Genomic DNA, 23,084 nt, shown 5'->3' with positions numbered 1-23,084 from the left:
AGGTCTCTTGCTTGGAGCTTTTGATTTGTGGAGCGCTGCAAAACCGCTAACCAAGACTGTGCGCTTGTCCAGCAAGCCGCGATTCACATTCAGGCTATGTTCAGAGCAACGGGGCTACCCCACCAGAAGCAACTGAAACCGACGGCGATGACCCTCAAGGACTTCATCATAGCCGCCGCGCTCTTCGGAGCTGTCATGCCGGAGGTCGCAGCAGTCACCGCGACCCAAGCGGTAGCGCAGTCTGCGACCGTCAGCGCGCCGGACGNCGTAAGTGGTGTCGATGTCCTGATCGGCGGTGAGCGTGTTGGCGCCGAGCGCCACCGTGCCGCCCGTGGCGCCGCTCAGGGCGGCCACGGTCTGGTCGAAGCCGCCGAGGTCGAAGGTGCCCTGCGCCCCCACATCGAGATGGGCATCGGCGATCACGTCGGCCATGCCGGCCTCGAGGGTGCCCTCGCTCACCTCCACCGTGCCGGTGAGGCTGTTCTGATGGTCGAGGGTCAGGGTGCCGGCCCCGGTCTTCTTGAACACCCCATCCCCGGTGATGTCGCCGGAGAAGGTCTTGTCGCCCGTGACATTGGTGATCAGCTCGCCGCCGCCCAGGGCGATCTCGCCGCCGTCTCCCGAAAGGTCGCCCAGATTGAGGGTGTGGCCATTGAGGTCGAGAATGCCGTCATCGCCGATATGAACAGGACCAGAGCCCAACGCATGATCGGCCCCCAGCCGGATGGTGCCCTCGGCAATGTCCGTGCCGCCCGTATAGGTGTTGGCGCTGGCCAGCACCAGGGTGCCGGTGCCGTCCTTGTGCAGCTTGCCGGCCCCGCCAATGGCGCCGTTGGCGGTGAGCACATTATCGCCGGTCACGGCGATGGTGCCGGTGCCGCCGGCGAGGGTCACGCCGCGCCCCGTCGCGAAGCTGCCGGTCGCTTCCAGCCCTGCGCCATCGGCGATGGTCACCGCGCCGCTCACTGCGCCAAGATTGTCGTTGCTCGACACCGACACGGTGCCGGCCTGAATGTTGGTGCCGCCGGCATAAGTATTGTCGCCGGTGAGCACCAGGGTGCCGGTACCGTCCTTCTCCAGCTTGCCGGTGCCGCCGATCGTGCCGCTCGCGGTCAAAGTGTTGCTGTCGGTCACATCGATGGTGCCGACCGTGCCGGCAAGCTCGATGTCATGGGGCGTCTCGAAGGTGGCGGTCGCCTCCAGGGTGGTGCCGTCGGCCATGGTCACCTTGCCCGAGACCGCACCAAGGCTTGAGCCGTTCGAGATGGAGACGGTGCCGGCCTGGATATCGGTGCCGCCGTTATAGGTGTTGGTGCCGGTGAGAACCAGGGTGCCGGTGCCGTCCTTCTCCAGCTTGCCGGTGCCGCCGATCGTGCCATTGGCGGTCAGGGTGCCGGTGGCCACGTCGATCGTCCCGGTGCCGCCGGCGAGGGTCAGGTCGCGGCTGGTGGCAAAGCCGGCGCTGGTCACCTCCAGAGTGGCGCCATCGGCGATGGTGACCGCACTGCTCGCCGCACCGAGATTGTCGTTGCTCGATACCGAGACGGTGCCGGCCTGAATATCGGTGCCGCCCTGATAGGTATTGGTGCCGGTGAGCACCAGGGTGCCGGTGCCGTCCTTCTCCAGCTTGCCGGCGCCGCCGACCGTGCCATTGGCGGTCAGGGTGCCGGTGGCCACATCGATCGTGCCGGTGCCGCCGGCGAGGGTCAGGTCGCGGCTCGTGGCAAAGCCGGCGCCGGTCACCTCCAGGGCGGCGCCATCGGCAATGCTCACCGCGCCGCTGGCAACGCCGAGATTGTCGTTGCTCGACACCGAGACGGTGCCGGCCTGAATATCGGTGCCGCCCTGATAGGTGTTGGTGCCGGTGAGCACCAGGGTGCCGGTACCGTCCTTCTCCAGCTTGCCGGTGCCGCCGACCGTGCCGCTCGCGGTCAAAGTGTTGCTGTCGGTCACATCGATGGTGCCGACCGCGCCGGCAAGCTCGATTTCGTGGGCTGTCTCGAAGGTGGCGGTCGCCTCCAAGGTGGTGCCGTCGGCCATGGTCACCTTGCCCGTGGCCGCACCAAGGCTCGAGCCGTTCGAGATGGAGACGGTGCCGGCCTGAATATCGGTGCCGCCCTGATAGGTATTGGTGCCGGTCAGCACCAGGGTGCCGGTGCCGTCCTTCTCCAACTTGCCGGTGCCGCCGATCGTACCGGAGGCCGTAAGAATATGGTCATCGGTCACATCGATGGTGCCGACCGTGCCGGCAAGCTCGATGTCGTGGGGCGTCTCGAAGGTGGCGGTCGCCTCCAAGGTGGTGCCGTCGGCCATGGTCACCTTACCCGAGGCCGCACCAAGGCTCGAGCCGTTCGAGATGGAGACGGTGCCGGCCTGAATATCGGTGCCGCCTTGATAGGTATTAGTGCCGGTGAGAACCAGGGTGCCGGTGCCGTCCTTCTCCAGCTTGCCGGCGCCGCCGATCGTGCCATTGGCGGTCAGGGTGCCGGTGGCCACGTCGATGGTGCCGGTGCCGCCCGACAGGGTGACGCCGCGGCTCGTGGCAAAGCCGGTGCCGGTCACCTCCAGGGTAGTGGCATCGTCAATGACGACCGTGCCGCCATTGCCAAGGTTCTCGTCCTTCGACACCGACACGGTGCCGCCGGCGATATGGGTATCACCCGTATAATCGCTGTCGCCCGACAGGGTGAGCGTGCCCGTGCCCGCCTTGGTCAGCCCGCCCGTTCCATGTATCGCGCCGGCATATTCGCTGTCGAAATCCTGATTGGTGGTGAGCGTGGCGGTGCCGAGCTCGATGGTCGCGCCGGCTGCCCCCGTGAGGCCCGCAACGGTCTGGTCAAAGTCGTTCAAGTCGAAGACCGCGCCGGCGCCGATATCGAGATGTGACCGGGTGATGACGTCAGCCGCGCCGGCCTGCAGAGTGCCTTCGGAAACCGTCGTCTTGCCGATGTAAGTGTTCTGGCCACTCAGCACCAGCGTGCCGGCGCCGGTCTTGGTAATGCCGTTGTCTACACCGTCACCGGCCGGGTCATCATTGGTGGGATCCGTCGGATCGTTGAATGCATCGCTCTCGATCGCATCAGCTATGGTGACCGTCTCGCCGGCTGCCGCTTCGATGTCCAGGCCCGTCTCGCCGTGCAGATAAAAACCGCTGCCGAGGCCAAGACCGGCACTTGCTCCCGCACCACCGGTACCGCCCGTGGCTGCGCCGTTTTGAACCTCAACGTTGCCCTTAATTTTCAGGCTACCGCCATCCATCACGAAGACAGCGCCGCCCATGCCGGCCCCGCCGCCGCCTGTCGAGGTGCTGCCCGTCGAACCGCCGTTGTTAATCGGACTGCCGACCGCAGCAGCACCACCCCCGAAGCCTGGAGTTCCAAGGGTTCCTCCTCCGCCGGCACCCCCGCCGAAACCACCATCGCCACCCCGGCCAGAGCCAGATCCGCCACCGCCCCCTCCGAAACCGCCGGTTCCGCCGGTTCCGTGGTTTGCACCACCCCCGCCGCCGCCGAATCCCCCATTGCCGCCCGATGCACCGACACCACCCCCGCCGCCGTTCGTGCCGGGATCTCCGCCCCCGGTATTGTTTCCTACACCGCCACCACCGCCGCCATTCAAGCCGCCGGCGCCGCTGGGGCTTCCTACACCCGCCGCACCTCTAGCACCCCCTGCATAGTTTCCGGCTTGACCGTTTAAATTCGTCTGTCCTCCACCGTTTGCGCCGACCCCAAAGCCACCACCACCCCAGGCTCCTTCATTATAATTGCTATTACTCCCACCGTGTCCGCCCATACCTCCACCGCCACCCCCGGCATGTATATTGCCTTCGGGCACGGAGGACTGGTAGTTGCCACCATTGCCACCTCTTGCCGAATTGGAGTCGAACTGGACCGTATCGATGGTCGCACTGGCGCCGTCTTTCACGAAGATGGCGCCGCCTGCGCCCATACCGCCGCCGCCCCGCTGCAAGCCGCCGTTGCCGCCGCGCGCGTGGCCTTGCTCCAAGCTGAGGTTCGCGAAAGTGGCATCACCCGACGCAACGAAAAAGATGCGGTATTGGCCGTTTCCGCTGATTGTGACATTGCCGCCGCCATCAATCGTCACGTCGTCCTGAATGATAGGCAACTCGCGGGTCAGAGTGATGGTTTGCCCCGCCAGGCTCGGATCGAACACGATTTCATCGGCGCCGGCATTGGCGTTGGCCTGGGCGATGGCCCAGCCCAGCGAATTCTCAACGGTTGGATCGCCCGAGGCGCTGGTGACGGTGTATGTGGCCGCTCCGGCCGCTCCTGCGGCACTAAATAACGCAAAAACACCGAGCGCCACAGTATTGAGCAACTTGTAGTTGTGTGAACCATACGTGCGCATGCAAGCTCTCCCTGTCGATCGCCTTAAGGCGAATCGCGCCGCATCTTACGACCCAATAACCGTGGTTGATGTTTAGCTCTGATTCAGAATGCTCTTCCACGTTCTGAGTTGACGAGGGGAAATAACGAATATTGTCGTTGCTTGCCGGCAACAGTGTTGTAGCTCTGTTTATATAAACTGATGATTGACATATGTTGGCCGATCTCTAACAAGCGGCACATTACAGATATATTGGGAAAAGCTTGAGAGATCCGCGTCCGCGCGCGCTCGCAGGTTTCGGGGAGCGGCATACTCGACCCGAGTCAGATTGGGGACGCTCGGTCCGTCACGCCTCGAAGACGTGGTGTGTGGATAAGTGCCGGGAGGGCAGGTTGGCCGAAAGTATAGGGCGGTTTCGCTTCTCTCCGAATCGCAAAACCGCCTCGCTGTAAGGGGGATGACGTATCGTTGACTTGGCCAGCCGATCAGGCGGCGAGCAGCTGTTCCGGCGGCGCCCAGGGCAGCCCCTGTGCTTCGGCCACCGGCGCACAGGTTATGCGGCCATTGTAGACGTTAAGGCCGGCCCGCAGGTGCGGGTCCTCCATGAGCGCGCGCCGCCAGCCCTTGTCGGCAAGTTCAACCACGAAGGGCAGGGTGACATTGTTGAGGGCGAGCGTGGAGGTGCGGGCGACCGCGCCCGGCATGTTGGCCACGCAGTAGTGCACGACCCCGTCCACCACATAGGTCGGCGCGGCATGGGTGGTCGGCTTCGAGGTCTCGCAGCAGCCGCCCTGGTCGATGGCCACGTCGACGATGACCGAGCCGGGCTTCATGGTGGGCAGCATGTCGCGGGTGATGAGCTTGGGTGCAGTGGCGCCGGGCACGAGCACACAGCCGATGAGCAGGTCCGCCCGGCGGGCAAGATCCTCAATGGCGCTGCGCGTCGAGAACACGGTGCGTACGCGGCCGCCGAACTGGGCGGAAATGCGGCGTAGCGCGTCCGGCGAGCGGTCGACCACCGTCACGTCGGCGCCCATGCCGAGGGCGATTGTGGCGGCGTGAGTGCCGGAAATGCCGCCACCAAGGATGACGACCTCGGCCGGGGGCACGCCGGGCACACCGCCGAGCAGCACGCCGCGGCCGCCTTGGGGCCGTTCCAGGCAGTGGGCGCCGACCTGAGGGGCAAGCCGGCCGGCCACCTCCGACATGGGGGCAAGCAGGGGAAGGCCGCCATTGGGGCCGGTGACGGTCTCGTAGGCGATGCAGGTGGCACCGGAGGCGACGAGATCCGCGGTCTGTTCCGCGTCCGGGGCGAGATGCAGGTAGGTGAACAGCACCTGGCCCTTGGACAGTTTACGGCGCTCCGCAGCCTGGGGCTCCTTCACCTTCACGATCATTTCGGCAGAGGACCAGACCTCGTCGGCAGATGGGGCGATGCGGGCGCCCGCCGCCTCATAGTCCGCATCCGTCATGCCGCTGCCCAGGCCCGCAGCGGTTTCCACCACCACCTCGTGGCCGCGGCGGGTGAGCTCGGCCACCGAGGCCGGCACCAGGCCCACCCGGGCCTCGTTCGCCTTGATCTCCTTGGGAACACCGATACGCATAATGATTTACTCCAATGCTTAAAGTGTTGCGGCGACAGCCTCGACCGCGCCGCGTGTGGCGGCGACCACGGTGTCGACTTCGTCGCGGGTAATGCAAAGGGGTGGGGCGAAACCAAGAATATCGCCCTGGGGCATGGCGCGGCCGATGACCCCACGCTCAAGCAGGGCGGCGGCGATGCGCGGACCGACCTTCAAGTCGGCATCGAAGAACACCCGATCCTCCTTGTCGGCCACGAACTCGACCGCGGCGAGCAGTCCTTCGCCGCGGACCTCTCCAACAATATGGTTGCTGCCAAGCGCTTCTGTTAGCGTCTGCTTGAAATAGGCGCCGGTCTCGGCGGCATTGCGCACCAGGCCGAGCGCGTCGATCAGCTCCAGATTGGCCACGCCGGCCGCGGCGCAGAGCGGGTGCGAGGAATAGGTCCAGCCGTGGCCGATGGGGCCGAGCTTGTCGGAGCCCTGCTCCAGCACGCGCCAGAACCGCTCGGATACGATGACCCCCGACAGGGGCGCATAGGCCGAGGTGAGGCCCTTGGCGATGGTGATGAGGTCGGGCTTCATGCCGTAATGATCGGAGCCGAACATGGTGCCGAGCCGCCCGAAACCGGTGACCACCTCGTCGGCGATCAGCAGGATGTCGTATTTGTTGAGCACCGCCTGGATCTTGTCCCAATAACCCTGGGGTGGGGGCACGATGCCACCGGTGCCCAGCACCGGCTCGCCGATGAAGGCGGCGATGGTGTCCGGGCCTTCCGCCTGGATCAGCTCTTCCAGCTTGTCGGCGCAGTATTGCGAGAAGGCCTCTTCGCTCATGGCCGGGTCGGGCCGGCGGAAGTAATAGGGGGCTTCCGTGTGGAGGATGGGCGCGCGCGGCAGGTCGAAGGCGTTGTGGAAATTGGCAAGTCCCGTGAGGCTGCCGGTCATGACGCCGGAACCGTGATAGCCGCGCCAGCGCGAGATGATCTTCTTCTTTTCCGGCCGGCCCAGCACGTTGTTGTAGTACCAGATCAGCTTGATGTTGGTCTCGTTGGCGTCCGACCCGGAGAGACCGAAGAACACGCGGCTCATGCCGGCGGGCGCCCGGTCGATGATCATCTTGGCGAGCTTGATCGAGGGCTCGCTGCCGTGGCCCGCATAGGCGTGGTAATAGGGCAGCTTGAAGGCCTGATCGGCGATCGCCTCGGCGATCTCGCGGCGGCCATAGCCCACGTTCACGCAATAGAGCCCGCCAAAGGCATCGAGACTCCTGCGGCCGTCGCGGTCGACCACATAGACGCCCTCGCCACCGGTCATGATGCGGTTGGGCGTCTCGCCTCGCGCATGCTGGGACATACTCGTGGACGGGTGGAAGAAGTGATCGCGGTCCCAGGCGGTCAGATCGTTGCTGCGGTCGAGCATACGGCGGCTCCTTCGGAAAAAATCGTGGCTGATTTCAGGCGGCGTCGAGGCAGAGATATTTGAGCTCGGTGAAGGCCTCGAGGCCATGGCGCGAGCCTTCGCGGCCGAGGCCGGACTGCTTCATGCCGCCGAACGGGATGGGCGCGCCGGTGATCTTCACCCGGTTGACGGCGACCATGCCGTATTCGAGAGCGCGGCCCAGCCGCAGCATGCGGGCACCGTCGCGGGTGACCACATAGGCGACGAGGCCGTATTCCGTGTCGTTGGCGCGGGCGATCACCTCGGCCTCGGTGTCGAAGGCGGTGACGGCGGCAACGGGCCCGAAGGTCTCCTCCTGCATGATCAGCGCATTGTCCGGCACATCCACCAGCAGGGTGGGCGCATAGAACAGGGCGCCGGACGGGTGGCGGCTGCCGCCCGTGAGGCAGCGCGCGCCATGGGCGAGGGCATCTTGCACCTGCGCGTCGACCTTCTCTACGGCGCGTTTATGCATGAGCGGGCCGATGTCGGTGCCCTCCGCAAGGCCTGGCCCGACCCGCAGCGCTTCAACGCGGGCGGCGAAGGCCTTGCAGAATGCGGCGTAGATCGGGCGTTCCACATAGATGCGGTTGGCAGCCAGGCAGTCCTGGCCGGAGGTGGCGAATTTGGCGCCGATGGCGATGTCGACGGCGCGGTCGAGATCGGCATCGGCGAAGATGATGAGCGGGGCGTGTCCGCCCAGCTCCATGACCAGGCGCTTCATGGTGGGCGCGCATTGGGCGGCGATCATGCGGCCGATCTCGGTCGAGCCGGTGAAGCTCATGGCGCGCACCCGCGCGTCCTCACATAGCCGGCCGACGATGGCCCGGGCATCACCGGTGAGCACGTTGACTACGCCGGCCGGCAATCCGGCACGATCCGCCAGTTCGGCCAAAGCCAGGGCAGACAGCGGGGTCTGTGAGGAGGGGTGGGCCACCACGGTGCAGCCGGCGGCCAGGGCGGCGGCGGCCTTGCGGGTGAGCATGGCGGACGGGAAGTTCCACGGGGTGGCCACGCCGACCACGCCAAGGGGCGCGCGCTGCACGATCATCTCGGCGCCCGGCAGATGGCTGGTGACCGATTCGACGTTGAGGCGCTTGGCCTCTTCCGCATACCACTCGATGAAGGATGCGGCATAGTCGATCTCACCGCGGGATTCCGCAATCGGTTTGCCCTGCTCGAGGGTCATGATCAGGGCGAGGTCTTCCTTGGCGGCGAGCATCAGCTCGTGCCAGCGCTTGAGGTAGGCGGCGCGCTCCTGCGGCAGCAGGGCTGCCCAGGCGGCAAAAGCACGCTGGGCCGCATCGACTGCCTGGCCGGTCGCTTCCGCATCGAGCTTTGCCACCCAAGCGATGCCCTGACCGGTGGCGGGGTCTTCAACCTCGATGACGTCGGCATCGCGGCCAGCCGTCCACCTGCCGTCGACATAGGCAAGCTCGCGCAGCAGGCGCAAATCTTTGAGCCGGGCCAGGTCCGGGTGGCTGATATGCCGTCCGTAATGGGCAGTCATGGAGGTTCTCCTCGAGCTGCGAAGCCGTTCAGTCTCGAAGATAGGTGCTGAGGCCCGAAAGCGAGACCATTTGCACCGGGGGGCGCTAGACAATCTTTTCGTCCGGGCGGTCGGCCGGAGAGAGATTCTCTATTCGTTAACCAGCTTCTCCAAAGGCAGCACCGGGTCGTCCTTCACCGTCTTAGTCACGATATAGGTGAAATAGCGGTCGATGCCGATGTCGCGGGCAAGGAGGTCGTCCACGAGGCGCTGATAGGCGTCGATATCACGGGCCACGACCTTGACCAGATAATCCACGCCGCCGCCCACCGCCCAACAGGATATGACCTCGGGCACCTCCTTGATGGTCCGCTCGAAACGGTCGAAGTCCAGCTGGCGGTGGGCCCCGAGGGTGACCTCCATGAACACGAGCGCCACCGGCGCAACCAGCTTCAACGCTACCCGGGCGTGATAGCCGCTGATGAGACTCGCATCTTCCAGCCGCTTGAGCCTGATCCAGCAGGGGGTGGGCGAAAGGCCCACCCGCTCGGCCAAGGCGAGCTTGGTGATGCGCCCATCTTTCTGGATTTCGCTCAGGATGCGCAGATCGATCGCATCGAGCTTGACCGATGTCATCGAGAACCGTCCGGGTGCCGCGTTGCGGGCGACGATACAGTTCGGCTTTTCCCGTTGTCAATTGCACTGAGTTTGGGCATTCAATGATCCATGACAATATGGCGTCCCGACCCCACCGCCCTTCGCAGGCCGGCTTATCTCTCTCTGGCCGATCAGATCGCACGGGCCATTGTGGAGGGCAAGCTGGAAGCCGGGGCGCAGCTGCCGACCCAGCGCCACCTGGCAGAGGATCTGCGCCTGTCGACCCAGACGGTATCGCGCGCCTATGAGGAACTGATCCGCCGGGGGCTGCTGTCCGGTGAAATCGGGCGGGGCACTTTCGTGCGGCCGCCGCGCCGCGAGCCGGAGCCGCCTTACCTTCCTGAACGGCTTGGCGAGATAATCGACCTGTCGATCCTCAAACCGGCCGGCGAGGCCATCCACCTGGAGCGGATGAAGGCCGGCCTTCGGGAGCTGGCGGACACGGTTCCGGCCAGCGTGGTGCTATCGTTCCGGCCGAACGTGGTGTTCCCGCGGCACCGCGCGGTGGCGGTGGAATGGCTCAAGGCCTGCGGCCTGCGGGACGTGGCGCCGGGCACGGTGTGCCTTACCAACGGCGCGACATCTGCCATGACGATCGCGCTGATGACGGCGGCGCCGCCCGGCTCCACAGTGGCCACCGAGGAGATCGGCCACCACACCCTGGTGCCGCTGGCCTCTTATCTCGGCATCAAGCTTTGCGGCATCGCTACGGACGATGAAGGCATCCTGCCCGACGCTCTGGAGCGGGCTTGCGAGGAAGGCGATATCCGCGCCGTATTCGTGCAGCCGAGCGTGATCAATCCCATGGCCTCCCTGATGGGTGAAACGCGCCGCCGGGCCTTGGTCGCGGTGGCCCAGCGCCACCGGATCGCCATTATCGAGAATGACGTGCTGGGGCCACTGGTGGAGCACAAGCCGCCGCCGCTGGCCGCCTTGGCGCCGGACCATACTCTCTATATCACCAGTTTCACCAAGTGCGTGCTGCCGGGCCTACGGATCGGCTATCTCGTGGTGCCCGACAGGCTGGTTCCGGCAGCCGCCAATCGGCACCTGGTCACGAACTGGATGGCAACACCGCTGCTGGCGGAGCTGGCCACCCGCTGGATCGAAAACGGAACGGCCATGGAGCTGATGCTGTGGCAGCGGAGAGCGCTGCATCGCAGGCACGCCATGGCCGCGAAGGCGTTCATTGACGTCGACTATCGATCGCATCCGAATGCCCTGCATCTGTGGGTGCCGCTCAATGGCCATGACGAGAGCCAGTTCGTCGCCCATGCCCGGCTGCACGGGGTGGCGGTCGCACCGGGCCGTTCCTTCTTCATCCCCCCTGCGGTTCATAAGCCTGCAATCCGCGTCTCCATCGGATCCACCAGCGAGGATCAGCTACGTCCTGGGCTGGAACGGCTGGCCCATCTCCTGAGGAGCGACCCCGAGCCGGCGCTGCTGGTCATCTGATCCAGATTGCTATGAGTTAATTTTCCAATTGACTTGATTTTTGTCCTCTCCCATCGTTGCGCCATTCGGACCGCTCCAAGGGAGAGAGCGTTTTGGCTCCGATCATCGAAGTTCAGAAAATTCGGAAGAGCTTCGGCAGTTTCGTCTGTCTGAGGGACCTGTCCTTTAGCGTCGATCCCGGGGAAAAGATCGCGCTGATCGGCCCTTCCGGCTCGGGCAAGACCACCATCCTGCGCATCCTGATGACGCTGGAGACGATCGATGCCGGCTTCATCAAAGTGGACGGCGACTACCTGTTCCATATGGAGCGGGATGGCGCGCTGGTGCCGGCAGACGAGCGGCATCTGCACAAGATGCGCACCAAGCTCGGCATGGTGTTCCAGCTGTTCAATCTGTTTCCGCACAAGAGTGTGCGCGACAACATCACGCTCGCGCCGATGCTCACGCAAGGTGTGAAGCGGGCGGATGCGGAGCGCGAGGCCATGCGCCTGCTGGATATGGTGGGCATGGCCGACAAGGCCGATGCCATGCCGTCGCAGCTTTCCGGCGGGCAGAAGCAGCGGGTGGCCATTGCGCGGGCGCTGGCGCTCAAGCCGAAGATCATGCTGTTCGACGAAGTGACCTCGGCGCTCGACCCCGAGCTGGTGGAAGAGGTGTTGAATGTCATGCGCAAGCTTGCGGCCGAGACCGACATGACCATGCTGCTGGTCACGCACGAGATGAGCTTCGCCCACGACTTTGCCGACCGGGTGCTGTTCTTCGACCAGGGCGCAATCATCGAGGAGGGGCCGCCCGACAGCATCTTCACCCGGCCCCAGCAGGAACGCACGCAGACATTTCTGAAGAAGATCATTGCCGCCGGCCAGCGGGTCTGAGCGCGCAAGAACAAGTAAACCCGCCCTAGCACCATCGAGGGAGATCATCATGACCAAAAGAACAAGAGCACGGGCCACGTTGTTTGCCGGAGCGGTTGCCGCCTGCGCCGTCCTTGCCGGCAGTGTCCTCGGGGGGCCGCAAGCCGGGGCCCAGGAGGCCTTGGAGCGCCTCCGCGAGCAGGGCTTTGCGCGCATCGCCATCGCCAACGAGCCGCCCTTCACCGAAGTGAAGCCCGATGGTTCAGTCTCCGGCGCGGCACCGGATGTGGCCCGCGTCATCTTCAAGAAGCTTGGGGTTCCGGACGTGGTCGCTTCCATTTCCGAATATGGTGCGATGATCCCCGGCCTGCAGGCGAAGCGCTTCGACGCAGTCACCGCCGGCTTGTTCATGAAACCAGAGCGCTGCCGGGCGGTCGCCTATTCCGAGCCGATCCTGTGCGATGCGGAAGCCATGGCGGTGAAGAAGGGCAATCCGCTCAACTTGCAGAGCTACGAGGATGTGGCCAAGCACCCGACGGCCAAGATCGGTGCGCCGGGTGGCGGCAACGAGGAGCGGCTGTCGCTGCAGGCTGGCGTGCCGCGTGACCGGGTGATCGTGGTGCCGGACGGGCAGAGCGGCATCAAGATGCTGCAGGATGGCCGTATCGATGCCTATTCGCTCCCCGTGCTGTCAATCAACGACCTCCTGAAGAAGGCCAATGACCCGAACCTGGAGATCGTCGCGCCGGTCAAAGGCACGCCGATCTATTGCGATGGCGCCGCCTTCCGCAAGGAAGACGCGGAGCTGCGCGATGCCTTCGATAGGGAGCTCGCGGAACTGAAGAAGTCGGGCGAGTTCGCCAAGATCATCGAGCCTTATGGCTTCTCGGCTGAGGCTGCCATGCAGACCACGCGCGAGAAGCTGTGCACGGCCTCTAACTGAGCCTGAGCTAGCGCACGGCGATGAACCGCTGGTTCGAGTATCTCCCCCTCATTCTGGAGGGGGCGCTGGTGACGGTCGAGCTGACCGTGCTCGGTTGCATGCTGGCGCTCGTGGTTGCGTTCATCGCCGGCCTCGGCCGGCTATCGCGCTGGCGCATTATCCGCTGGCTCGCCAGTGTCTATATCGAGTTCTTCCGCGGCACCTCGATCTTCGTGCAGCTGTTCTGGATCTATTTCGTGCTGCCGCTGTTCGGGGTGTCGCTGACGCCTCTGCAGGCTGGCGTCCTGGCCCTGGGGTTCAATGTGGGCGCCTATGGGGCGGAGGTGGTGCGCGGCGCCGTCCAGTCCATCGGCCGCGAGCAGTACGAGGCCTGCACCGCCCTCAACCTCACCCGCTGGCAGGCTCTGCGCCATGTGATCCTGCCCCAGGCTTTCGTGATCATGCTGCCCACCTTCGGCAACAACGCCATCGAGCTGCTGAAGGCGACGGCGATCGTCTCCTTGATCTCGCTGGCCGATCTCACTTTCCAGGCGCAGGTGGTGCGGGCGCAGACCGGCAATACCATGATGCCGTTCATGACCATCCTGGTCATCTATTTCGCCTTCGCCTCGATCATCTCGTTCGGGGTGCGCGGGCTCGAACGGCGTCTGACCCGCGGCCTCGACGGCGTGCGGAGCTGAGGCGGCCATGGATTGGGACTGGAGCTTCGTCCGCGAGATCTTGCCCACCCTGTTCGAGGGGGTGAAGATCACCATCCTCGCCACCCTGTTGGGCGCGGCGGTGGCGGCGGTGGTGGGCTTGCTGTTCGCGATCGTGCGCCGCTCGCCAAACCCGCTGGTGGCGCGCACCACCTCGTTCATCGTGGAGTTCATCCGCGGCACCCCGCTCCTGGTGCAGCTCTACTTCCTGTTCTACATCCTGCCGGATCTGGGCATCACGCTGGCGCCGCTGGTGGCAGGGGTGATCGGCCTCGGGCTGCATTACGGGACCTACACGGCGGAGGTTTACCGGGCCGGTATAGAGAACGTGGCCCGCGGCCAGTGGGAGGCAGCAAAGGCCTGCAATCTAAGCCCCATCCAGAGCTGGATCCATGTGATCCTACCGCAGGCCATACCGCCGATGATCCCGGCACTAGCCAATTACCTGGTGGCCATGTTCAAGGAAACGCCGCTGCTTTCGGCGGTCACCGTGCTGGAGCTGATGAACCAAGCGCGCAGCGTGGCCAATTTCAACTACCGCTATCTCGAGCCCATGACCCTGGTCGGCGCCTTCTTCCTGGTGATCAGCCTTATCTCGGTGTTCCTGCTGCGCATGCTGGAGCGCCGGTTCGGACGGCTCGGCTGAAGGAGATATTTGATGACCGCAATTCGCATTGAACGCGCCACGCTGGTGCCGCAGCTTGATCCGCGGGCGGTGGCCCGCCGCATCGGGCTGATCGTGCTGGCGACGGACCATACGACGGAGCAGGATTTCCGGCGGATGGTGGCGCGCGAGGATCTGGCTGTCTATACAGCCCGCATCGCTTATGAGAACCCGACCACGCCGGACAATCTGCGGCTGATGCAGCCGCGGCTCAAGGACGGGGCGGCCCTGTTGCTGCCGGACGAGAGCTTGGATGTCATCTGCTATTCCTGCACATCGGCCTCGGTGGTGATCGGCGATGGGCAGGTGGAGGCGGCCATTCAGGCGGCCAAGCCGGGCACACCGGTGGTCACACCGCCTTTGGCGGCGGTGGCGGGTCTGCGGGCGCTGGGCACGCGGCGGATCAGCATCCTGACGCCCTACACGGTCGAGACCAGCACGCCCATGGCGGCCTATTTCGCCGGGCATGGGCTGGATATCGCCCGGTTCACCTGCCTCGGCTTCGAGGATGACCGGGAGATGGCGCGGATCAAGCCCGCCTCGCTGATCGAGGCGGCGGTTGCCGCCATGGTGCCCGATGCGGAGGCCCTGTTCATCTCCTGCACGGCCCTGCGCTCGGCGGCGGTCGTGCCGGAAATCGAGCGGGCGATCGGGCGGCCGGTGGTGACCAGCAATCTCGCCACGGCCTGGCAGTGCCTGCGTCTCTGCGGGGTTGAAGCGGCGCGGCCGGAATGGGGCAGGCTGATGGGCCTGCCGGCGCGGGCCGCCGCGTGAGGATGGCTGGATGAGTTCAGGGCTTGTCACATTGGCGGATATCGAGGCGGCGCGCGAACGCATCGCCGGCCAGGTATTGCGCACGGCCATGATGCCGTCACCGAGCCTTGCGGCGCGGACTGGCGTTCCCGTGCTGCTCAAGATGGAGCAGCGCCAGATCACCGGCAGCTTCAAGCTGCGCGGGGCGACCAATGCGCTGATGTCGCTTGCCCCGGCGGCGAGGGCGCGCGGGGTGGTGGGCGTTTCCACCGGCAATCACGGGCGCGGGCTTGCCCATGCAGCCAAGGCCGAAGGGGTGCGCTGCGTGGTGTGCATGTCGAGCCTGGTGCCGGCCAACAAGGTGGAGGGCATCCGCGCGCTGGGCGCGGAAATCCGCATCGTCGGCCGTTCGCAGGACGAGGCCCAGGTGGAGGTCGATCGGCTGGTGGCGGAGGAGGGGATGACCATGGTGCCGCCCTTCGATGATCCGACTGTTATCGCCGGGCAGGGGACTCTCGGGCTGGAGATGGTGGAGGAAGCGCCCGACATGGAGGCGGTTCTGGTGCCGGTGTCGGGCGGCGGACTCGCGGCAGGCATCGGCCGTGCGGTGAAGGCGCTCAAGCCGGGGGTGCGGGTCATTGGCGTCTCTATGGCACGCGGTGCTGCCATGCATGCAAGCCTTACCGCCGGCAAGCCGGTGCTGGTGGAGGAAGAGGAGACGCTGGCGGACTCGCTGGGCGGCGGCATCGGTCTCGACAACCGCTACACCTTTCCGATGCTGCGGGAACTGCTCGACGAGATCGTGCTGTTGAATGAAGACGAGATCGCGGCCGGCATCACCCATGCCTATCGGCAGGAGCGGGAGGTGGTGGAAGGCTCCGGCGCGGTCGGCATCGGTGCGCTGCTGGCCGGGAAAATGCAGCTAGGCGGGCCCACGGTCGTGCTGCTCTCGGGACGGAACATCGACATGGACCTGCATCAGCGGATCGTCTCCGGCGCTTGGACGGCCGGTGATGCAAACAAGGGGAAATTCGCATAATGCCGCGCATGACCGTGCTGACCGAGGCGGAACTGCGGCGCATCGTGCCGCTCGATCAGGCGGCGGTGGACTGCGTGGAGCAGGCCTTCCTGGCGCTGGCCACCAAGGCGGTGGCGATGCCGCCGATCCTGCGGCTGGACATTCCGGAGCATCGGGGCGAGGTGGACGTGAAGACCGCCTATGTGCCCGGGCTGGACGGGTTTGCCATCAAGATCAGTCCGGGCTTCTTCGACAATCCCAAGTTGGGCTTGCCCAGCCTCAACGGGCTGATGGTGCTGTTCAGCGCCCGTACCGGCTTGGTGGAAGCGCTGCTGCTGGACAACGGCTATCTCACGGACGTGCGCACGGCCGCGGCGGGCGCGGTTGCGGCCAAGCACCTCGCGCGGCCTGATGCGGCGGTGGCGGCCGTGCTCGGCGCCGGTGCCCAAGCGCGGCTGCAGCTCGAAGCGCTGACGCTGGTGCGGCCGATCCGCAAGGCGCGCATCTGGGCCCGCAATGGCGAACGGGCCGCCGCTGCAGCGCGCGAGATGGCCGAGAAGCTCGGGATCACCGTCGAGGCCGCAGCATCGGTTAAGGACGCGGTGGCGGGCGCGGATGTGATCGTCACCACCACGCCGGCAACCGAGCCGCTGCTGGGTGCAGGTAACCTGGAGCCGGGCCAGCATGTCACCGCCATGGGCTCGGATTCCGAGCACAAGAACGAGCTGGCGCCCGATGTGCTGAAGCAGGCCGATCTCTACGTGGCCGACAGCCTCGCGCAAGTGCGGCGGCTGGGCGAGCTGCATCATGCCATCGCAGCGGGGGCGGTTGCCGCCGACGCCGTGTTTGCGGAGCTCGGCGCCATCATTGCCGGGAAGACGCCGGGGCGGCCGTCGGCCGAGGCCCTCACCGTCTGCGACCTCACCGGCACGGGCGTGCAGGATACCGCCATCGCCACACTCGCCAATGCCCGGGCGAAGGCTGCGGGCGCCGGCGTGCCGTTCGATACCTGATTCACAGCCGAGAATGGACATGACCCAAGTAAAGCTCAATTTCACGCGGGAAGAATATGCCGAGCGGCTGGCCAAGACGCGCAAGGCCATGGCGGAGCGCGGCATCGATCTCTTGATCGTCTCCGATCCCGCCAACATGGCCTGGCTCACCGGCTATGACGGCTGGTCGTTCTATGTGCATCAATGCGTGCTGGTGCCGCCGGAGGGCGAGCCGATCTGGTATGGCCGGAAGCAGGATTCGAACGGCGCCAAGCGCACCGCCTACCTCGCCCATGACAATATCCTGTGGTACCCGGACCATTATGTGCAGTCCACGGAACGTCACCCGATGGACTTTCTCGCCTCGATCATCGATGAGCGCGGCTGGGCGCGAGGCACAATCGGCGTCGAGATGGACAATTACTGGTACTCGGCTGCGGCGCATGCCTCCCTGCAGCGGCACCTGCCCAATGCCCAGTTCGTGGACGCCAATGTGCTGGTGAACTGGCAGCGGGCGGTGAAGAGCCCGCAGGAGCTGGACTATATGCGCAAGGCGGCGCGCATCGTCGAGGCGATGCATGCGCGCATCGTCGAGACGGTCGAGCCGGGCATGCGCAAATGCGACCTGGTGGCCGAGATCTATGATGCGGGCATTCGCGGCGTCCAGGATTTCGGCGGCGACTATCCGGCGATCGTGCCGCTGCTGCCTTCCGGCGAGGATGCCTCGGCGCCCCATCTCACCTGGGACGATGCGCCGATGAAATCGGGCGAGGGGACGTTTTTCGAGATCGCGGGCTGCTACAAGCGCTATCACTGCCCCTTGTCGCGCACGGTGTTCCTGGGCAAGCCGAACCAGGCGTTTCTCGATGCGGAAAAGGCGGTGCTGGAGGGCATGGAGGCCGGGCTTGCGGCCGCCCGGCCGGGCAATACCTGCGAGGACATCGCCAATGCCTTTTTTGCGGTGCTGAAGAAGTACGGCATCGTGAAGGACAACCGCACGGGCTATTCCATCGGGCTCAGCTATCCGCCGGACTGGGGCGAGCACACCATGAGCCTGCGGCCGGGCGACCGGACGGTGCTGCAACCGGGCATGACGTTCCATTTCATGACCGGGCTGTGGCTGGAGACCATGGGCCTGGAGATCACCGAGAGCATCGTGATCACGGAAAACGGTGTGGAGTGCCTGGCCAATGTTCCCCGTCAGCTGTTCGTGAAGGCATAATGGGCCCACGCACATGAATATGATTGACACTTTGCCGCCTTCCCCGATCCGCCCGACGGTCGATTTCGACCGGAATGGCGTGCAGCATGGCTTCCTGCGCCTGCCCTATAGCCGGGATGACTCGGCTTGGGGCTCGGTGATGATTCCGATCACGGTGGTGCGCAATGGCAAAGGGCCCACGGCACTTTTGACCGGGGCCAATCACGGCGACGAGTACGAGGGGCCGATCGCCCTGTTCGATCTGGCTCGCAGCCTCAAGCCGGAGGAGGTGAGCGGCCGGGTGATCATCGTGCCGGCCATGAACTATCCGGCCTTCAGCGCGGGCACGCGCACGTCGCCCATCGACCGGGGCAATCTCAACCGCTCGTTCCCCGGGCGGCCGGACGGGACGGCGACGCAGAAGATCGCGGACTATTTCAGCCGCTATCTGCTGCCGCTCGCCGATGTGGTGCTGGATTTCCACTCCGGCGGCAAAACGCTCGATTTCCTGCCGTTCGCGGCGGCGCACATCCTGCCCGACAAGGCGCAGCAGGCGCGGTGCTTCGCGGCAGTGGAGGCGTTCTCCGCGCCTTATTCCGTGCGCATGCTCGAGATCGACGCCGTAGGCATGTATGACACGACCGCCGAGGCGCTGGGCAAGGTGTTCGTCACCACGGAACTGGGCGGCGGCGGCACGTCTCGCGCCGAAACGGTACATATCGCCAAGCGGGGGGTGCGCAACGTGCTGCGGCATGCGGGCATCCTGTCCGGCGCGGTGGAGAAGGCGCGGACATGCTTCATCGACATGCCGTCGGATGACTGCTTCCACTTTGCGGAAGGCGATGGGCTGATCGAGCCTTGCGTGGACTTGGGTGCACCAGTGCGCAGGGGGGACGTGCTGGCGCGGGTCTATCCCATCGGGCGCACGGGACGCGCGCCGGCTGAATACCACGCCAAGCTCGACGGTATGCTCGTGGCGCGCCATTTCCCCGGGCTGGTGAAGGCCGGCGATTGCCTGGCGGTGCTCGGCACTATTGAGGGTGCCTGACCACAGCTGCACGAAGCTGGACCCAAATAGCGCCGGCGGCGTTCCCTCGGAAAGACGTGAGGAATGCCGATGGAAAAGAAAGCGAAAATAACGACTGGCCCCAACGACCGGCCGCGCGACGAGACCATAGGCCAGAGCGGTCCGGGCCTGCCTGACGACAGCAGCCGGCCTGTCGAGGTGGATGAGGCGGAGATCGAGCGCGCCCGCCAGGCATTGGAGCGGAATGCGGACGGTGGCGCCAGGGGCGTGGCGGTTCAGAGCGAGAATGTGGATGCGGTGCCGGCGGGCACCCCCGGATCAGGCGAGAATATCTGCCGTCATTGCTCCGGGCACGGCACGATTAACGGCCGGCCTTGCCCCGAATGCGGTGGCACCGGCAAGATCACGACGCCGATCGGCGGCGCTTGATGTGTGGACGCATCTCCTGGGCGGGGGCGAATGATCTAAGTTGTTGCTCGGTCGCATCTTCTTCACGCGAACCGGTATCCACTTCGCTCTAAAATGCTCTAATTGTCTATCCACGGCATCTCGGCGTGGTGGCCCAAGTTGCCGTGGTCTAATGGGTCGGGCACGGGGTCATGCTGCAAGGCCGCATTCGACATATGCTCTTGGTGCGGAGCTGCGTCCGCCGGGTGCCTGCTGAACGGGTTGAATTCAAAATCCTTATGGGGACCATCTTTGTCATTTTGCGAGTCCGGTGACAAGATGCCTTCAAGTCGATGAGAGGTCTCGAACGAATCCTTAAAGGCCTCGGCGGCGTCATAAAATTGCTGCCCCAGCGTTCGGCCTTCGCCATAGCTTTCAAGATCCTCGCCAAAAACGATGTTAACCATGATATTGTCTCAATATTCAAGACATGCCAGCGGCATGAACGAAAATACGCGGGCTCGACTAGATTGAGGATGGATTTTGACTCTATATGCTTTCACAATCCCTTATCAGCTGGCTCGCCAGGTCTATCGTCCATCGTGGAAGATGATGCCAAGCGTATGCCGCTGGCCGGAGCGCAGACGGCTGACGCCGTGGCGGAGGTTCACCCGGTAATCGCCCTTGGTGCCACGCACGGGACGGTGATGGACCGCGAAGATCACCGCGTCGCCCATGTTCAGGGGCACCACTTCGGCGCGGCTTTGCATGCGGGGCCGCTGTTCCGTCAGCACGAATTCGCCTCCTGTGAAATCGCGGCCCGGCTGCGAGAGCAGGATGGCGACCTGGAGAGGGAAGGCCAACTCGCCGTACAGATCCTGATGCAGGCAGTTGTAGTCGCCGGGTTTATAGCGCAGCAGCAGCGGTGTGGGCCGCAACTGCCCGGCAGCGTGGCAGGCGGCCAAAAGGTCTTCGTGCCGCGCTGGATAGCGCGTGGCAATGCCCATACGCTCGTTCCAGCGATTGGCGATCGCCGCGAGCGGCGGGTAAAGGGCGCTGCGCAGTGCGGCGATCAGCTCGGGCAGGGGGTAACGGAAGTATCGGTACTCACCGCGGCCGAAGCCGTGCCGCGCCATGACGATGTGGCTGCGGAAATGCTGCTCGTCATCGTAAAGTCCCGCGATGGCGGAACATTCCTCGGGCGCGAGCAGCTGCTCGATGACAGCGCAGCCGAAGCCGTCGAGCTCGTCGGCGAGCTTCGTCCAGTCTTGCCGAGCGACCCTCTCGGCCGCGTGGCCGACAGGGTTTTGCACCAACTTGGCCCGGGCGGTCACAGCTTCACCTCGCGGGCGAGCAGGTCGCGCTTGCGGTCCACACCCCAGCGATAGCCGGACAGGGCACCGTCGGTGCGCACCACACGATGGCAGGGGATGGCCACCGCAATGGTGTTGGCGGCGCAAGCCTGCGCCACAGCGCGCACAGCTTTGGGCTCCCCGATACGGCGGGCGATCTCCGCATAGCTCGCCATTTTGCCGGGTGGGATCTGGCGTAGTGCCTCCCATACCCGCTGCTGGAAGGCCGTGCCGCGGATGTCCAGGGGCAGGTCGAGGCCGATCTGAGGCTGCTCTATGAAGCCGACCACCTTGGCCACCAGCGCCTCGAAGGTGGCATCGCCGCCGATCAGCTCGGCATTGGGGAACTGGTCCTGCAAACCGCGCAGGAGGGCCTCGGGATCATCGCCCAAGTGAATGGCGCAAATGCCCTTGTCGCTGCGGGCGACCAGGATGGCGCCGAGGGAGCATTGCCCGACGGCGAAGATGATCTTCGCCTTGGCGCCTCCCTTGCGGAAGGCGGTGGGCGTCATGCCGAGCACCTCGTTCGACTTTTCGTAGAAGCGGCTGTTGGAGCCGAAGCCCGCATCATAGATTGCGGCGGTCACGCTTTCCTCAGGCCGGCTCAATGCCTCGCGCACCCGCTTCACCCGGTGGGCGGCGGCATAGGCGCGCGGCGTGATGCCGGTGACCGACTTGAACACCCGGTGGAAGTGGAACGGGCTCATGCCGGCGGCGTTCGCCAATTCCTCCAGCCGTGGCGCCTCGTCGGCCTCGGCAATGCGACGGCAGGCTACGGCCACGACCGCGGCGTTCATCTCCGCACGGGATGGTTCATCCGGGCGGCAGCGGCGGCAGGGCCGGAAGCCCGCAGCGGCCGCATCAGCGCCTGTATCGTAGAAGGCGACGTTCTTCGGCTTGGCGAGCCGGGCGGCGCAGCTTGGCCGGCAATAGACGCCGGTGGTTTTCACCGCATAGACGAACTGGCCATCGGAGCGGGCGTCGCGATCGACGACTGCCTGCCAGCGCGGGTCCTGCTCGGTGGGGTGCGTCATGCTTGGCGCCTGGGTCTCGAAGGGTTCAATGAGTGTCATGGCACTATCTCCAGAATGATCTGGATGACAGATAGCCATTGCGCAAGCGGACTACACTCCGCTGCTTGCGGTCAAATCGGACGTTTCAGGGGATGATCCTGCGGGCGCGGAGGGTGGCCAAAGCTTCCAGGATGTTGTCTTCCGTGTCCACGGCATCAGTGAAGCCGAAGCGGCGGGATTTGACGATGGAGGACATGTCGTCCCAGCCGGCGGAGAACAGGAAATCGCCGAAGGACCAATTGGCGAGCTTGGCCAGGGGGTAATCGGCCAGGCCGTTTTGGGTTGCGAGCTTCTGCCAGTCCGCGCCGGCATCGGCCATGGCGCGGGCCAGGCTCATGGGCCGCACGATACCCATGGGCACACCGAAGAAGTCGGCGAGCTTCGGCCATAGGCCGCTCCAGCGGAAATAGTCGCCATTGATGATGTTGAAGGACTGGTTGGCTGAGGCCGGGGTGGTGGCGGCCCAGACCATGGCGCGGGCGAGCAGGCCGGCATCGGTTGCCTGGGATATGGAGCGGAAGCAGGCCTCGCTGCCGGGAAAGTCGAGGGGCAGGCCGCGGCTGGCGCAGAGACTGCCATAGGCGCCGAGCAGGGTTATGAGGTTAAAGGGATAGCCGGCGCTGCTGGAGCAGACGATATGGGGCCGAACGGTGGACCAGCTCCAGCCGCCATGGCGCGCGTGCAGCGCGAGCAGGTCGTCATACTGGTCATAGTAGAAATTGGGCCCGAGGTGGCGCGGGTCATCCTCCCGCGCCGGGGTGCGGTAGGGGCCGAGATGGCTGCCATACCACTTGGTGCCATGAACCAGGCAGATATGGGCGAGGGCGTCGGCCCGCTGGACAAGAGGCTGCAGCAGATTGGCCAGCATGGCGCGGTTGATGCGGGCTTCCTCGCGGGGTTCCGGGCTGCTGTAGCGGGCGCAGTAGAACACGTGGGTGACATCGGCGAGCGTATCGGTGGCCGCTGTGCGGCAGGCCTCGGGGTCGGTCAGGTCGAGCGGCACATGGGTCCAGCCGTGAGCTGATTGCGGCGCGGTGCGCGAGATGCCTTTGATGCGCCAGTCGCCCAGGCTCACCAGCTGCTGGATGAGGGCCTCGCCGACGATCCCTAGCGCACCGACGACGAGCGCGGTTCTCGGCGCATCACTCATGCCA

At 65.3% G+C, this 23,084-nt stretch carries 20 protein-coding genes; 11 read left to right on the top strand and 9 right to left on the bottom strand.

The window, feature by feature from the left end:
• Nucleotides 1-114: 114 nt before the first annotated feature.
• From E4P09_RS12525 to E4P09_RS12495, 5 genes are all read right to left on the bottom strand, one after another.
• Nucleotides 115-3,258, bottom strand: coding sequence for an autotransporter-associated beta strand repeat-containing protein (locus E4P09_RS12525; protein ID WP_239025192.1), 3,144 nt, complete (start codon nucleotides 3,256-3,258; stop codon nucleotides 115-117).
• Between the two features lie 1,574 nt (nucleotides 3,259-4,832).
• A complete protein-coding gene (gene ald, locus E4P09_RS12510; protein WP_137389922.1) occupies nucleotides 4,833-5,951 on the bottom strand; it encodes an alanine dehydrogenase in 1,119 nt (372 codons plus the stop codon).
• Between the two features lie 18 nt (nucleotides 5,952-5,969).
• A complete protein-coding gene (locus E4P09_RS12505) occupies nucleotides 5,970-7,349 on the bottom strand; it encodes an aspartate aminotransferase family protein (protein ID WP_239025152.1) in 1,380 nt (459 codons plus the stop codon).
• A 34-nt stretch (nucleotides 7,350-7,383) separates the two neighbouring features.
• Complete coding sequence (locus tag E4P09_RS12500; RefSeq protein WP_137389920.1) at nucleotides 7,384-8,877, bottom strand: NAD-dependent succinate-semialdehyde dehydrogenase; 1,494 nt, start codon at nucleotides 8,875-8,877, stop codon at nucleotides 7,384-7,386.
• A 129-nt stretch (nucleotides 8,878-9,006) separates the two neighbouring features.
• The gene (locus E4P09_RS12495) at nucleotides 9,007-9,492 is read right to left on the bottom strand and encodes an Lrp/AsnC family transcriptional regulator (RefSeq protein ID WP_137389919.1); all 486 of its coding nucleotides are present in this window, start codon (nucleotides 9,490-9,492) and stop codon (nucleotides 9,007-9,009) included.
• Between the two features lie 90 nt (nucleotides 9,493-9,582).
• On the opposite strand from E4P09_RS12495, the gene ehuR reads away from it, so the two are divergent.
• The 11 genes from ehuR (at nucleotide 9,583) to E4P09_RS12440 (ending at nucleotide 19,547) form a co-directional block, all read left to right on the top strand.
• Complete coding sequence (gene ehuR / locus E4P09_RS12490; protein WP_137389918.1) at nucleotides 9,583-10,968, top strand: MocR-like ectoine utilization transcription factor EhuR; 1,386 nt, start codon at nucleotides 9,583-9,585, stop codon at nucleotides 10,966-10,968.
• Between the two features lie 92 nt (nucleotides 10,969-11,060).
• A complete protein-coding gene (ehuA, locus tag E4P09_RS12485) occupies nucleotides 11,061-11,843 on the top strand; it encodes an ectoine/hydroxyectoine ABC transporter ATP-binding protein EhuA (protein WP_137389917.1) in 783 nt (260 codons plus the stop codon).
• Between the two features lie 49 nt (nucleotides 11,844-11,892).
• Nucleotides 11,893-12,765, top strand: a complete 873-nt coding sequence (gene ehuB, locus E4P09_RS12480) for an ectoine/hydroxyectoine ABC transporter substrate-binding protein EhuB (RefSeq protein WP_137389916.1) — start codon at nucleotides 11,893-11,895, stop codon at nucleotides 12,763-12,765.
• 20 nt (nucleotides 12,766-12,785) lie between these two features.
• Nucleotides 12,786-13,445 (top strand): ectoine/hydroxyectoine ABC transporter permease subunit EhuC, encoded by a 660-nt coding sequence (gene ehuC, locus E4P09_RS12475; protein ID WP_137389915.1) that lies wholly within the window; start codon nucleotides 12,786-12,788, stop codon nucleotides 13,443-13,445.
• Between the two features lie 7 nt (nucleotides 13,446-13,452).
• Complete coding sequence (gene ehuD / locus E4P09_RS12470) at nucleotides 13,453-14,109, top strand: ectoine/hydroxyectoine ABC transporter permease subunit EhuD (RefSeq protein ID WP_137389914.1); 657 nt, start codon at nucleotides 13,453-13,455, stop codon at nucleotides 14,107-14,109.
• A 12-nt stretch (nucleotides 14,110-14,121) separates the two neighbouring features.
• Nucleotides 14,122-14,901: an ectoine utilization protein EutA gene (gene eutA, locus E4P09_RS12465; RefSeq protein ID WP_137389913.1), complete on the top strand. Its 780-nt coding sequence runs from the start codon at nucleotides 14,122-14,124 to the stop codon at nucleotides 14,899-14,901.
• A 10-nt stretch (nucleotides 14,902-14,911) separates the two neighbouring features.
• Entirely contained in the window at nucleotides 14,912-15,919 is a 1,008-nt protein-coding gene (gene eutB / locus E4P09_RS12460) for a hydroxyectoine utilization dehydratase EutB (RefSeq protein ID WP_137389912.1), read from the top strand.
• Entirely contained in the window at nucleotides 15,919-16,911 is a 993-nt protein-coding gene (gene eutC / locus E4P09_RS12455; protein ID WP_137389911.1) for an ectoine utilization protein EutC, read from the top strand. Before eutB ends, eutC begins: the two co-directional genes overlap by 1 nt.
• 19 nt (nucleotides 16,912-16,930) lie before the next feature.
• On the top strand, nucleotides 16,931-18,112 hold the full coding sequence (gene doeA, locus E4P09_RS12450; protein WP_137389910.1) for an ectoine hydrolase DoeA: 1,182 nt from the start codon (nucleotides 16,931-16,933) through the stop codon (nucleotides 18,110-18,112).
• 13 nt (nucleotides 18,113-18,125) lie between these two features.
• Nucleotides 18,126-19,139 (top strand): N(2)-acetyl-L-2,4-diaminobutanoate deacetylase DoeB, encoded by a 1,014-nt coding sequence (gene doeB, locus E4P09_RS12445; RefSeq protein WP_428977706.1) that lies wholly within the window; start codon nucleotides 18,126-18,128, stop codon nucleotides 19,137-19,139.
• 69 nt (nucleotides 19,140-19,208) lie between these two features.
• The gene (locus E4P09_RS12440) at nucleotides 19,209-19,547 is read left to right on the top strand and encodes a hypothetical protein (RefSeq protein ID WP_137389909.1); all 339 of its coding nucleotides are present in this window, start codon (nucleotides 19,209-19,211) and stop codon (nucleotides 19,545-19,547) included.
• 98 nt (nucleotides 19,548-19,645) lie between these two features.
• Here E4P09_RS12440 and E4P09_RS12435 read toward each other — a convergent pair whose 3' ends face one another.
• The 4 genes from E4P09_RS12435 to E4P09_RS12420 form a co-directional block, all read right to left on the bottom strand.
• Nucleotides 19,646-19,972: a hypothetical protein gene (locus E4P09_RS12435; RefSeq protein WP_137389908.1), complete on the bottom strand. Its 327-nt coding sequence runs from the start codon at nucleotides 19,970-19,972 to the stop codon at nucleotides 19,646-19,648.
• A gap of 123 nt (nucleotides 19,973-20,095) precedes the next feature.
• A complete protein-coding gene (locus tag E4P09_RS12430; protein WP_137389907.1) occupies nucleotides 20,096-20,839 on the bottom strand; it encodes a 2OG-Fe(II) oxygenase in 744 nt (247 codons plus the stop codon).
• The gene (ada, locus tag E4P09_RS12425) at nucleotides 20,836-21,930 is read right to left on the bottom strand and encodes a bifunctional DNA-binding transcriptional regulator/O6-methylguanine-DNA methyltransferase Ada (protein WP_239025151.1); all 1,095 of its coding nucleotides are present in this window, start codon (nucleotides 21,928-21,930) and stop codon (nucleotides 20,836-20,838) included. The genes E4P09_RS12430 and ada overlap by 4 nt, the downstream gene beginning before the upstream one ends.
• An 85-nt stretch (nucleotides 21,931-22,015) precedes the next feature.
• Nucleotides 22,016-23,080, bottom strand: coding sequence for an SDR family oxidoreductase (locus E4P09_RS12420; protein ID WP_137389906.1), 1,065 nt, complete (start codon nucleotides 23,078-23,080; stop codon nucleotides 22,016-22,018).
• Nucleotides 23,081-23,084: the final 4 nt, after the last annotated feature.

The sequence above is a fragment of the Rhodoligotrophos defluvii genome (genome assembly GCF_005281615.1).
Taxonomy (GTDB): Bacteria; Pseudomonadota; Alphaproteobacteria; order Rhizobiales; family Im1; genus Rhodoligotrophos; species Rhodoligotrophos defluvii.
This window is presented reverse-complemented; position numbering and strand designations above follow the sequence as displayed.